Source organism: Polyangiaceae bacterium (assembly GCA_016715885.1).
Taxonomy (GTDB): domain Bacteria; phylum Myxococcota_A; class Polyangia; order Polyangiales; family Polyangiaceae; genus Polyangium.
In genome coordinates, this window is sequence record JADJXL010000015.1 from 615,105 (window position 1) to 628,013 (window position 12,909).

Sequence of the window (12,909 nt, forward strand, 5' to 3'; positions counted from 1 at the left end):
GGCGACCGTTTTACCGAAATAGGTCGGCAGCCGTCTGGGCATCGAAGACGTTGTCGAACCAGCGATCGAGCAACGCACGATCGTCGCATCCGCGAATCAACGCTTCTTGTTCGGCGGACAGGGCCAAACCCCGACGCTGCGCGCCACGCAAGATTTTCTCACGAACGGCCTTGACTTGACCCTTGACTTCACCCTCGAGCTCGCCGTCGTGGAAGCCCTTGAGCTCGCCGTCGTGGAAGCCCTTGAGCTCGCCGTCGTGAAGGGCTTTGTCGATGAGTACCTGGATGAACGGGGGAAACTTGATTTCTTCTCGCGTTCGTTTCTGCACGACCAACGCCTCCAGAGCCCGTTGCATCGGCTCCCGTAACATGTTCCAGATGATGTGAAAGTACACTGCCGAATGCTCGGCGTCGAGGTCTCCCAGCGCTCGAAGCGCCGCCAACACGACCGCGATCCCATGCGGCCCGTTGCCGTGCGCCATCGCTGAAAGTACGGCCAGCTCCATGTCCTGTCGGGCAGCCCGTTCGTCCGTGATTTCCGGTAAAACCTCGGGCCCAACCACGATTGGACTCACCGAGCCCTTCTCCAAACCCGAGTCAATGGGCTGCGCTGCCCACGCGGCAACCTCGGCATCCACCGCAACCACCAACAAAACTGCGTCGCACTCCCGTTCGGCGCGTGCGACCATTACGTATACGGGCCAGGAAAAACGTTTGCGCGGCGCAATGTCGCGCTGCGACTCGAGCACGATGGCCAGGACGCACTTGCCGCTTTCGTCCAGAAGCTCCAGCACCAGGTCCGCTCGAAATTCGATGGGAAGAAGTTGCCCGAGGGACGAGTCTGCTACGCGAACTTGCGAGTGCGCGGGCAATGGAAGATTGAAGAGCCGCGCGAGAATATGCGGCCCAAGCTCGGGATTGTCCCGAAATAACTCGACGATGCCATCGTGTTCCAAGCTCGGCATGGGCAAACTCTTACCGACTCCGACAAACGCTTGTCAAGTTTGTCGCAGGCTATGGCTTGGAATTTGTCGTTTGTCCCAGCCGTCTCGTGCGGTGAGGCCCAGCGCCGCCGCTTTTGGGTGACTTGGAGCGCGACTTCGAGGTCCCGGTTCGTTGCGGCAATGACGCGCACATCCACGGGTTTTTCCCGCACGACCCTCAGCTCGCTTTTCGTAGCAGCGGCCGACCCTCGACGCGCCTGCGCGGTCTTGGCAATCGAAACCAAAACCGACTCCCTTCGCCGATTGTGCTCTCCACCCCGACCGTGCCGCCATGCGCCTCGACCACCTCGCGGACGATCATCAGCCCGAGGCCCGTGCCGAGCACGCCGCCCATGGTGCTCGGACGCCAATAACGCTGAAAAAGCTCGGTCAAATGCTCCGGGGCAATCCCAATCCCCGTGTCTTGCACGCCCACTTCGACAAACTCGTCCGTCTCGGTAAAGGACACCGTGACCGCTCCGCGCCGCGGCGTGAACTTGATGGCGTTCGACAAGAGGTTTCCCAAAACCTGCATGAGACGCCGGCGATCCGCGACCATGACGGGACGCGTGTCACTTGCGACCTCGAGCGTGAGCTCGCCGGCATGCGCCAATGGACGAATGTCATCGGCAGCGGCAAGCGTGAGCGATACGAGATCGATTTCCTCCGTTTTGAGCTTGTAGGCTCCGCCTTCGAGGCTCGCGAGGTCCAAAAAGTCATTGATCATGGCCACGAGCGAGCGGATCGAGCATTGCATTTTGAGGAGATCCTGGGCGACATTGGGAGGAATTTCGCCACGTTTACCCCGCAGAATGACCTCGGACCGCATGAGCATCGCATGGAGCGGCGAGCGCAGGTCGTGCGCAATGATGGAATAAAAATCGAGCCTTCGAGCCTCGGCTCGCCGCCGGTGCGTCACGCATCGAAGCACGACGACGATTTCATCGCCATGGTGACGGTCATTGAGGTGATGCAAATGGAAGGAGCGCGCTGTTGGCGCATAGATCTCCTGTCCGATGGTGACGTCCGGCAAGGGGAGCGCGTGATCGCCAGTGCTGGCAGCGGTGAGGAGCTCGAGCGGGATTTCTGGCAAGATTTGATCAATGGGCAGCCCAACCAGCTCATCGAGGGGCTGATCGAGGGCGCGTGTTGCTTCCGGGTTGGCGCACAGAAGACGCCCATTGCGATTCAGCACGAGCAGAGCATCGGGGAGATTCAACAAAAGGTGGCGCACCGCCGCCTCGGCCGACTCCGTTCGCTTGAGCAATTCGCTGGAACGGATGAGCGCGCCGACGCGGGCGAGGAGCTCTTCGTCGGCGTACGGCTTGGCTACGTAATCATTCGCGCCGGCGGCAAGGCCTTCGACCAATTGGGTGGTTTGTTGCCGTGCCGTGAGGAGCAGGATGCCGATATTGGAGAGCGCCGGTGAGCTATTGCGGAGAAAGTGACAAACGTCGATTCCCGACATACCAGGCATGACCCAGTCGAGCACGAGCACATCGGGCGGGGCCTCGTTGGCAAGCGCTTCGAGCGCCGCACTTCCATCACAAAACACCTTGACGGCATAACGATCGGCAAGAGCACGTCGAGCTCGTTCGGCATCGAGGGGCGAGTCGTCGACAATCCAAATCATTTTGCTCGCGTCGGTGGCGTGGGCGGAAATCATCCGAGCATCCTTAACGATGTAATGCAGCTTGTCAAACTAGGACGGTAATAATGTACATGGGGTTGGTGGGTTGGTATCGAGGCGTGTTCGGCTGCTTGACACTCAGCTTCATGAAGCCAGGAATCAAGGGATCAGTCGCTGACGATTGTTCCAAGGTGCAGGGATGAACGAAATCCTGGTCGTGGACGATAGCAAGGTGATGCGCGAGATGATCGTGGCATGCCTGCGAGGGGACAACTTTGCTTTCACGCACGCGGCGAGCGGGCTCGAGGCCATCGAGAAAATGGCATTACGCAATTTTCACCTCGTCGTGCTGGACCTGAACATGCCAGATATTGGCGGGTTCGAAGTGATCGAGTTCATCCGGAGTCAGGACAAACTGCAGCATTTGCCAATCCTCGTGGTGACGACGCGAGGCGATGAGGGTTCTCGAGCCCGAGCGCTTGGAGCCGGCGCGTCGCAATTCATGACGAAACCGTTCGCCCCCGACGATATCCGCACGAGCGTTCGCAACCTATTGCAAGAGAGCAGCGCCAGCAGCAATGCGTAACTCGTTCGACGCCAGCGAGTTTTTGACAGGGTATCTCGGCGAGGTCGAAGAGCATTTGTCGACGTCGACGACGAGCTTGCTCGCCGCGGAAGCGTCGCTGCGAAAAGGGGAAACGAATCCGAAAGCGGTGCGGGAGCTTTTTCGGGCGCTTCATACGATCAAGGGGCTGAGCGCGATGGTGGGCATCGAGCCCATCGTGGACGTGGCGCACGCAATGGAGACGGTTCTTCGCGCCGCTGACCAAGCGGCCGGTGCGCTTACGCTGCCGGCCATCGAAGTTCTGCTGTCGGGGCTTCGCGCCATCAGCGAGCGTGTGCGTGCCGTCGCTCAGCGGGCCCCCGTGCCGCCAGCGCCGGAAGAGCTGCTCGATGCGCTTTCGTCGCTGGAACCGGCGCTGGAATCGCGACCCGTCCAGGCCGATGTGGATCTGCCGCCAGAAATCATTGCGAAGTTATCGGCCGCAGAGAGAGCGCAACTTCTTCAAGGCACGGAAACTGGGCGGCGCGCGCTTCGCGTGGACTTCCGGCCGTCGCCGAGCCGCGCTTCGGAAGGGGTGACGATTACGACGGTACGCGAACGGGTGGGTGCCGTCGCGGAAATCGTCAAAGTGGTTCCGGTGACCGTTCCACCGAGCGAGGCATCGCCGGGGGGATTGTCGTTCGCGCTGCTCGTGCTGGCGGATGCGCCGCTCGAAGAGATTGCAGCAGCCGCGTATGCCGCTTTGGAAGACGTGCAGGAGCTTTCCGTGGGGCGGTCCGAGAAGGCAGGTGCGCCCAAGGCGGAGCCATTCATCGAAGAGGCGGTCGAGAGCACGGCGCACAAACGAAGCATCGTGCGGGTCGACGTGGGTCGATTGGACGACGCGCTGGAGCGGCTTTCGGCATTGGTGATCAGTCGCTTTCGGCTGGAAAGGGCGACGGCGGAGCTTTCCGAGCGTGGGGTGAACGTTTCTGGGCTGGCGGCGATCGTCGAGGACTACGGGCGTCAGGTGCGGGACATGCGTAGCGCGATCATGCGCGCGCGAATGGTTTCGGTGGCGGAGCTGCTCGAGCGGGTGCCGCTGATCGTGCGAGGGTTGTCGCGGTCCACGGGAAAACCGGTTCGGGTGCAGATCGACGCGGGCAAAGCGGAGCTCGACAAAGCGGTCGCCGAGCGGATTTTCCCGGCGATCGTGCATTTGATTCGCAATGCGGTGGATCACGCGATCGAGCCGCCGGAGGAGCGGCGGCGCGCTGGAAAACCCGAGGAGGGCGTCGTGAAGGTGATTTGCCACGAGCGCTCGAACACGCAGCTCGAATTGTGCATTGAGGATGATGGCCGCGGAATCGATCGCGAAGCGGTTGCACAGAGGGCAGGGCGGCCGGTGCCGGAGACCGACGCGGGGCTGCTCGAGCTGATTACGCTGCCTGGGCTGTCGACGCTGGATGAGGTGACGAAGACGAGTGGCCGCGGGTTTGGCATGGACATCGTGAAGCGCATTGCGGTGACCGAGCTTGGAGGGGAGCTTTCGGTGCGCACGACGCGCGGGCAAGGAACGTCGTTTGCGATGCGCGTGCCGCTGACGCTGACGATTGTCGATGCGTTCGCGTTTTTGTGCGGCGAGCAGGCGTTCGTGGCGCCGGTGGCTGCGATCGATGAAATCGTGGACGTGGAGGCGCATCGGATGGTGCGGGGGCCACTACGCACGACGCGGTTTGGCGAGGTGACGTTTCTGGATCGGCGGGACGAGGTGATTCCGCTGATGAGCCTTGCGAGCGTGTTTTCGCTGTCGGTGGGAGCTGGGACGAAGGCGCTGGTGGTGCGTCGTAATGGGGCGCCGTTCGCTTTTTCGGTGAACCGGATTCTGGGCCAGGAGGAAGTCGTCGTCCGTCCGCTCGACGACCCGCTCGTGAAGGTGGTGGGCATATCGGGGGCGACCGATCTCGGCGACGGGCGTCCGACGCTGGTGCTCGATCTCGTCGGATTGAGCGGTGCGCTGTCCAGGAACCCGAGCGAGGTGTCACCATGAGCGAGCTTTACGTGGTTTTTCGAATCGAAGATGGCGAATACGTGCTTCCTGCGGCGGACGTGCTGCAGATGGAGTCGTTTTTGGGCGCGACGAAGGTGCCGGGGTCACCGGCTTACGTGGCGGGAATCATTCAGATTCGCGGTCGCGTCGTTCCGGTCGTGGATATGCGCATTCGTTTTGGATTGCCGCGTGCAGAGCCGACGATGGATTCGCGGGTGGTGGTGGTCGAGAGTGGCGAACGGACGGTGGGGTTGCTGGTCGACAGCGCGCGTGAGGTGATCGACATTCCACCCGAGGCATTGCGCGCGCCGCCCGACTTTTTCCAGGATCAGGGCGCCGGGTTCATCAAAAGCGTTGCGCACGTGGAGCGGGGTGGCGGGGAAAAACGCTTCGTCATGCTCGTGAGCTTCAAGAAAATCATTGGTGAGGGCAATGCTCATGTCAGTTGATGGCGAGGTTGAAGTCGATAAGGCTCTCGCGCGGGCGACGGCCGCCGAGCGGGCGTTGCGACACGCTGCGACGCAGGCGCGAGCGATCGAGCAGGCTGCATCGCGTCTTGCAATGAGCAGGGACGAGCAAGCTGCAGCAAGCGAGCAAGCTCGGGGATTGGTCGACAACGTGACGAGCGGTATGGAGCAAACGCTGGGGACGGCGCACGTGCTGGAACGTGCGCTCCAGCGGATCCAGGATGGGACGTCGGAGGTGCTGCAGGGGCTCGAGTCGGCAGCGGGTGCACTTCAGCAGCTTGCGCCGTCGCTCGCGAACGCGCGTGGCGATAGCGAAACGCTGGCGAATTCGGTGGATGCGACGGCGGCGGGGCTGGAACAGCTTGCACGTTCGGTCAAGGTGGTGGCGGCTTCGGCCGAGGATTTGGCGGCGACGAGCGAAGAATTGCTTGCGACGGCGAGCGCGACCATTGCGGATATCGGGCAGCTCGCCGAGCGGGGACAATCGACGGCTTCGACGACGGAGGAGGTTGCGTCGACGATCGAGCAGATGGCGCGAGGCATTGGGAGGTTGTCGACCGATGCGAAGGGGGTTGGCGAGCGGATCGATTCGATGGCTGCAAGCGTGACGACGTGCAGCACGGCGCTCGATCGGGTGGCGCGTGACACGGCGGATACGGCGAGCGCGGTGGAGGAGACGGCAGCGACGGCGGAGCAAATGGCGCGGAACGTGGCGGGTGTTGCGCAGGATGCGAAGTCGCTGGAGTCGGCGGCGGGGCAGGTGGCGAGCACGGTGACGGAGATCGCGGCGTCGGTGGAGCAAGTCGCGGCGACGTCGGAGAAGAACGCTGCGGCCATCGAAGCAAACGCGGCGGCGGCGGAGGAGCTTGCGCGATCGGCGCAAGCGGTGGCGCAAAGCGCTTCGCAAATCAACGGGCTTGCGGGGACGAGCGCGACGGCTGCGGGGCAGGTCGAAGCGTCCACGCGACGGATCGTGACGATTTTGGATGCCGCGCGGAGGAGCGCCGAGCGGAGCACGACGGTCGCGCGTGAAGGAGCGGTGACCGTGGGCAAGTCGATTGCGGGGCTCGGGAGCATTCGGCAGGCAATGGCGGATTCGGCGGGGGTGATGAAGGAAATGGGGCGCCGTGCGGAGGAGATTGGGGACATCGTTCAAACGATCAACATGATCGCGGATCGGACGAACCTTTTGTCATTGAATGCGAGCATCGAGGCTGCGCGTGCTGGTGAACACGGGCGGGGGTTTGCGGTGGTCGCAGAGGAAATTCGCGCGCTTTCCGACCGAGCGGCTGCGGCGAGCTCGGACATTGGCAAGATTGTTCGAGGTCTTCAAACGACGGCGCGCGAAGCTGTTGCGGCATCGACGGAAGGGGTGAAGGTTGCCGAAGAGGGGACTCGACTGGCTGCCGACGCGGAACGAGCGCTGTCGGAGATTCTCGAGGGGGTCGAAGGGCTGGGCAGTGCGGTGCGCGATGTCGACCGGGCCAACGCGGATCAGGTGCAAGCGGTGGCGTCGATGGTGCAAACGGCGGCGAGCGTGAACCAGGAGAGCAAGGCGATTGCGCGTGCGGCGGCCGAACAGACGACGGCGATTCAGGCGTTGGCGCAGGGCAGCAACGAGATGCGACGCATGGCTCGGCAAACGCGGGAGGCTACGAGCGATCAGGCGCGGGCGTTGCGCGATGTGGTGCGAGCGAACACGCAGCTCACGGCGAGCGCAGAGAAGGTATCACGTGCGACGGAGGAGCAGGCGACGGGGGCATCGCAACTGGCCAAAGCGGCGATGCAAATGCGGTCGCTGACGCACCAGACGAGCGTTGCGATGGCGGAGCAGACGCGCGCGCTGGAAGGGGTGAGCGCATCGGCGCAAGAGGTGGTGCGCGCGACGCAACGCATGATCTCGGTGGCAGCGGAGCAAGCGACGGGGGCGGCCGAGGTTGCGCGAGCCATGGACGACACGCGTCAGCAGGTGGCGCAGATGGCACGGCTCATCGCGGAACGGGCGCGCGCGGGGGAGCAATTGGACGTCGCTGCCCGCCAAGTTGCCACGCTGGCGGCGAACCTCACGGCTGCAACGAGCGAACAAGCGGACGCGACGGGATCACTGGTGCGCGAGAGCGATGCCGTTCGGCGCGTCGCGAAGCAAACGGCCCGCGCGGTCGCCGAGCAAGCGGAGGCCGTGGGGACGCTCGCTGCAACGGTGTCCCGGCAGACGGCGAGCATGAGCACGATTGCCCGTACGGTGGCGGAGCAAGCCGATGCGGCGGCGAGCTTCGTGACGGCGCTGGTCGATGCGCGATCGCGGACGCGCGAGCTTGGGGCGCTCATGACGGCGCAGCTCCGCGAGGCAGCGGTTTTCGATAGCAACGTGGGAAGCGTCGTCGAGCAGATTGGGCTGGTTCGGCAGGCGAACGCCGAGCACGCGGAGACATTGGCGAGTTTGTCGTCGACGCTCTCCGAAATCCAGGCGGCCCGCAGAACGACCAACGAATCAACTACACCGACGGAGTTACCGTGATGATACGGCCAGCGTTCCCGCTTTCAGACGGGGAGCGACGGCGCGCCGAAGAGGTGGATCGACTCAGTGCCATGGGGCATGCGGGAGTGCCGGAGCTGCTCGAAATGCTGGCGGATCCGAGCTGGACGGTGCGACGTGGCGTGATTGCGTCGCTTGCGTCCCTTGGAGATGCGGCCGTGGGACCGCTTTGCGACGTACTCCGCCATCGGCGCGACAACGAATCGCGCATCGCCGCGGCCGTGGATGCCCTCGTCGCATCCGTTGGGGACGTCGATTCCGAAGTGCTCGCCCTATCGAGCTGGCCCGACCCCGCGGTCGTCGCCGATGCCGCCCAAATCTTGGGTCGCCGCCGAACGTCCGCCGCTGCTGCGCGTCTTGCGGAGCTTGCCGCGCATAACGACGACAACGTCGCGGTCGCGGCCATCGAAGCGCTCGGGCGAATTGGCGGCCGTGGCGTGGTGGACGCGCTCGTGCGCGCCGTTACCACCGACAAATTCTTCCGCACCTTTCCAGCCATCGACGTTCTTGGGCGAAGTCGCGACCCGCGCGCAGTCGGCCCGCTCGCGAACCTGCTCGAGGACCCACGATACATGCTGGAAGCCGCACAAGCGCTCGGCTGTACGGGAAGCCGCAGCGCCGTAGCGCCCCTCGTCCGTTTGATCTCTCAGCCGGGTGACGCCATCGTTCGAGTCGCGGCGCGAGCGCTCGCTACGCTGCGAGAGCGGCACGAGGAGCTTTACGGGGTCACGCTGCCCATCGACGATGCGATTCGCCGGGCAGCGCCCATGCCGGTCACCGTGCGGCGGCTCGTGCAGAGTTTGAGGGACGCGAGCGAGGCGGATCAGGTTGCGCTCTCCGCCGTCCTCGGCGCGATGGGCTGCGACATCTCCGTCGGGGCGTTGACCGGCCTGCTGGATCACGCGCCGCCCGTGGCAAATGCCGCTGCCGACGCGCTTTTGCGCACGACGCAGGGCACGCAGGCGCGCATTTTCGACGCGCTCCGTGACGGTGACAGCCCTCGCCGGCTCCTCTTGCTGCCGCTCGTGACCAGCAAGTCAGCGGCCCCCGAGGTCATTCAATGCACGCGGGACGCCGATCCCGAGGTGCGCGCCGCCGCATGCGACGCCCTCGGGCGGACCAGCGATTTCCGCGCGCTCGACGCGCTCTTCCCGCTGCTCGCCGATACCAACGGCCGCGTCGTCCACGCCGCGATCTCCGCCATCCAGGCGCTCGGCGGCCCCCGCGCCGAGCAGCTCGCGCTCGCCGCGGCAGAGAGCCAGGTGCCGGAGGTGCGTCGCGCAGCTCTCCGCATCCTCGGCTACTTCGGATTCGAGGCAGCGCTCCCGGTCTTTCTCGAACGATTGCGCGATCCGGATGCCCGCGTCCGTGAGCTCGCCGTCGCCGGGCTGCCGTTCGTGGACAATCCCCGAGCGCTCGAAGCGCTCCTCGAGGTGACTCGTGCGCAGGATGCGCGCTCCCGAGCTGCGGCGGTGCGCGCTCTTGGCCAGGCGACGCCCGAGCCACGCGTCCTCGACCGCCTCGTCGAAGCGCTCGACGATACCGACGCGTGGGTGCGTTATTACGCGTGCAAGTCCCTTGGTCGCATGGGGCACGTCGAGGCTGCGGCGCGCATCGCCGAACGGCTTGGCGACGAAGCAGGCCAGGTCCGGGTCGGCGCGGTCGAGGCGCTCAGCTTGCTGAAGAGCGACATTGCGCTGCAAACCTTGCAGACAGCCACGCAAGAAGCGGATCCGGACGTCCAGCGAGCAGCGCTGATTGGCCTCGGTCTCGCGGGGCAGGCCGAATCGATCCCGTACCTGACCGCGGCGATGGCGTCACCCGACGCAGCGACCCGGCTCGTCGCCACCTCGGCGCTGGCAGGGTTTTCTGGGCCTCGCGTATTGCAGGCGCTATCGTGTGCGGTGGGTGACGAAGATGAGAACGTGGCCGCGGCGGCACTCGGTATCCTTGCGGCCATTCCCGGCGTCGAAGCAACACGGGCGCTCGTCGGATGGCTCGGTGGACCAAGGCACGAGCGCGTGTTTTTGGCACTTGCGACGCCGGTGCCGGGGCGCGTGGAAGGGCTCGTCGAAGCGCTCGAAACGGCGGATGACGAGCGTTCGGCACACCTCGCCACGGCGCTCGCGCGGATGCGCAAGGAATACGCGAGCGCTGCGCTGGTCGCGGCCCTCGGCTCGCGAAACGCCGCAGCGAGAAAGGCGGTGGCCACCGCGCTTGCTGCCGTCGGTATGCGCGAAGCTTTCCCGATGCTCGAGCAAGCGTCCGCCCTGGATCCCGATCCGGAGGTCCGACGAGTGTGCTCGCTCGTCGTCGCGCAATGGGCCGCATGAGCACCATGCCCCTGACCCCTCAACTGTATGCCATCTTCAACGCGCTCATCGAAGAGCGACTCGGAATCCATTATGGTCCGCGGGACATGGACCTATTCGGCTCGAAAGTGACCGTACGCGCCGCAGACGCCGGATTCGATTCACTTCTCGATTATTACTACTTCCTTCGATACGACCCCGCCGGCGCAGAAGAATTCGACGCCTTGGTCGACGCCCTGGTCGTCGGCGAAACCTATTTTTTTCGCGAGCTCGAACCGCTCGTCGTGATCATCCGCGATCTCGTCACCCGCATACGAAACGGACAAACCGAGCATCGGCCTCGGATCTGGTCGGCTGCGTGTTCCACGGGCGAGGAACCTTACACCGTTGCGATATTGCTTGCCGAACACGATATGCTCGACAAGGTGGACATCGTCGCCAGTGACATCAGCGCGCGCGCCATCCAACGAGCGAAGGCGGGCGAATTCGGCTCTCGGGCATTGCGGGAGCACGCGCCCATTCCCGATTTCGCCCGTCCGTGGATCACGCGCGACGGCGATCGAGTCATCGTGAGCGATCGAATACGAAGTGCAGTTGATTTCCGGCGAATCAATCTCGTCGACGACGACGCCATTCGCTCGCTCGGGACGTTCGATCTCATTCTCTGCCGAAATGTGCTCATCTATTTTCAGGATGCGACGGCTCGCCGCGTCGTCGATAACCTTGGCCGCGCGCTTCGACGCGGGGGCACGCTTCTCGTGGGTATCGCGGAATCACTCTACCGCCTCGGCACTTCGCTCACGTGCGAGGAGCGCGGGGGCGTGTTCGTATACCGGCAGGTGGCTTGACGGTGGCGACTCGAAAGATTCGCGTGCTCGTGGTCGACGATTCGGCTTTCGCGCGGAAAGTGCTGCGGGAGGTGCTCCAGAAGCATCCGAACATCGAAGTTGTCGACACCGCGCGGGATGGTTTGGATGCATTGGAGAAAATTGCCGAGTACGCGCCCGACGTGGTCGTGCTCGACCTTTTGATGCCAAACCTCGATGGTATAGGCGTGCTCCGAGCGCTTCCGGCGGTTGGCGCGCCCGTGGTGGTCGTGGTGAGCACGCTGGACGAGCAGAGCGAGCTTTGGCGCGAAGCATTGGCAAACGGAGCCGCCGCGCTGGTCCACAAGCCCACGGCGCTTGCAACGGACCGACTTTACGAATTGTCGAACGAGCTCGTCCAACGCGTCCTTTCCGGGGGAGCCGAACGTATACCCTCGGAGCCGTCTCCATCGCAGGCAACATCATTGCGCGATGCAATCGCAAACCCTTCGGGGCGCACGAGCCTCGTCGTCATTGGCACATCGACGGGCGGGCCTCAGGCGCTCACGCGTCTATTGACTTCGTTGCCGGCCAATTTTCCGGTGCCCATTGCGACTGCATTGCACATCCCGGCCGGGTATACCGCATCCCTCGCGAAGCGTATCGATCAGGCCAGCGCGATATCCGTCGTGGAGGCGTCGGATGACTTGGAGATTCCGCCGGGGCATGCGGTGATTGCGCCCGGCGGCATGCACCTCGTGGTGGAGCGGCGCGGGACACGGGCATTTGCACGATTGCAACGCGGCACATTCGATAGCCCCCATTGCCCGTCGGTAAACCTTCTTTTCGAGAGCGCGGCGGCGCAATTCGGCTCGGGCGTGATCGGAGTGGTCCTGACGGGCATGGGCGACGATGGCCTCGCCGGAGCGCGCGCCATTCGGGAAGCCGGCGGGATCATCCTGAGCGAAGCGGAATCGTCGTGTATCGTGTATGGAATGCCGCGTTGCGTGTACGAAGCGGGTTTGTCGGCGGCGGAAGCGCCTATCGAGACCATGGGCAAGATGCTGATGGCGCACGTATGATGGCACGTTTGTCTCACAATGCAATACGTCGATGGCGCGCATCGTTGGCCCTTGCTATCGGCCGGTTGCTGTTCTAAGAAGCGGCCCATGCGTCGAGCGTTCTCCGTTGCTGTTTATCCTCGCTTCAAGGGTCGCGTGCTGCTCATTCATCACCGGCGCCTTGGCATTTGGCTTCCCCCGGGAGGCGAAATTCACGAAGGCGAAACGCCTCTCGAAGCTGCGGCGCGCGAACTGCGCGAAGAAACGGGCCTCGAAGGTCGCTTCCCCACAACGAGCGAAATCGATGGCACTCCACCCGGGCTCATCGGTTATGAAGAACATATCGCCGGAAGCAAAGGGATGCACATGAACTTCGTATTCGTCGTGGACGTCGATACCGACGACGTGCGACCGAACGACGAATTCGAAAAGTGGAAATGGGTCGACCATTTCGACGACATTGGCGGTCCACCCAATGTCGCGCAACTCGGTATCGTGGCGCTTGCGGCCGGAAAATAATG

General features: G+C 63.9%; 10 protein-coding genes. 8 read left to right on the forward strand and 2 right to left on the reverse strand.

Annotated features, from left to right (window positions below; genetic code table 11):
• Window positions 1–10: 10 nt before the first annotated feature.
• Together IPM54_16130 and IPM54_16135 are read right to left on the reverse strand one after the other, a co-directional pair.
• On the reverse strand, window positions 11–964 hold the full coding sequence (locus IPM54_16130) for a hypothetical protein (GenBank protein MBK9261318.1): 954 nt from the start codon (window positions 962–964) through the stop codon (window positions 11–13).
• Window positions 965–1,160: 196 nt separating this feature from the next.
• A complete protein-coding gene (locus IPM54_16135) occupies window positions 1,161–2,648 on the reverse strand; it encodes a response regulator (GenBank protein MBK9261319.1) in 1,488 nt (495 codons plus the stop codon).
• Between the two features lie 163 nt (window positions 2,649–2,811).
• Between IPM54_16135 and IPM54_16140 the strand changes: the two genes are divergently transcribed.
• From IPM54_16140 to IPM54_16175, 8 genes are all read left to right on the forward strand, one after another.
• Window positions 2,812–3,198 (forward strand): response regulator, encoded by a 387-nt coding sequence (locus IPM54_16140; protein MBK9261320.1) that lies wholly within the window; start codon window positions 2,812–2,814, stop codon window positions 3,196–3,198.
• A complete protein-coding gene (locus tag IPM54_16145) occupies window positions 3,191–5,206 on the forward strand; it encodes a chemotaxis protein CheW (protein MBK9261321.1) in 2,016 nt (671 codons plus the stop codon). Before IPM54_16140 ends, IPM54_16145 begins: the two co-directional genes overlap by 8 nt.
• Window positions 5,203–5,655: a purine-binding chemotaxis protein CheW gene (locus tag IPM54_16150; GenBank protein ID MBK9261322.1), complete on the forward strand. Its 453-nt coding sequence runs from the start codon at window positions 5,203–5,205 to the stop codon at window positions 5,653–5,655. Before IPM54_16145 ends, IPM54_16150 begins: the two co-directional genes overlap by 4 nt.
• Window positions 5,645–8,191 (forward strand): chemotaxis protein, encoded by a 2,547-nt coding sequence (locus tag IPM54_16155; GenBank protein MBK9261323.1) that lies wholly within the window; start codon window positions 5,645–5,647, stop codon window positions 8,189–8,191. Before IPM54_16150 ends, IPM54_16155 begins: the two co-directional genes overlap by 11 nt.
• Window positions 8,191–10,542, forward strand: coding sequence for a HEAT repeat domain-containing protein (locus tag IPM54_16160; protein ID MBK9261324.1), 2,352 nt, complete (start codon window positions 8,191–8,193; stop codon window positions 10,540–10,542). Before IPM54_16155 ends, IPM54_16160 begins: the two co-directional genes overlap by 1 nt.
• Window positions 10,539–11,369, forward strand: coding sequence for a protein-glutamate O-methyltransferase CheR (locus tag IPM54_16165; protein MBK9261325.1), 831 nt, complete (start codon window positions 10,539–10,541; stop codon window positions 11,367–11,369). The genes IPM54_16160 and IPM54_16165 overlap by 4 nt, the downstream gene beginning before the upstream one ends.
• Window positions 11,366–12,409: a chemotaxis-specific protein-glutamate methyltransferase CheB gene (gene cheB, locus IPM54_16170; GenBank protein ID MBK9261326.1), complete on the forward strand. Its 1,044-nt coding sequence runs from the start codon at window positions 11,366–11,368 to the stop codon at window positions 12,407–12,409. Before IPM54_16165 ends, cheB begins: the two co-directional genes overlap by 4 nt.
• 87 nt (window positions 12,410–12,496) lie before the next feature.
• A complete protein-coding gene (locus IPM54_16175) occupies window positions 12,497–12,907 on the forward strand; it encodes an NUDIX domain-containing protein (GenBank protein MBK9261327.1) in 411 nt (136 codons plus the stop codon).
• Window positions 12,908–12,909 lie beyond the last annotated feature (2 nt).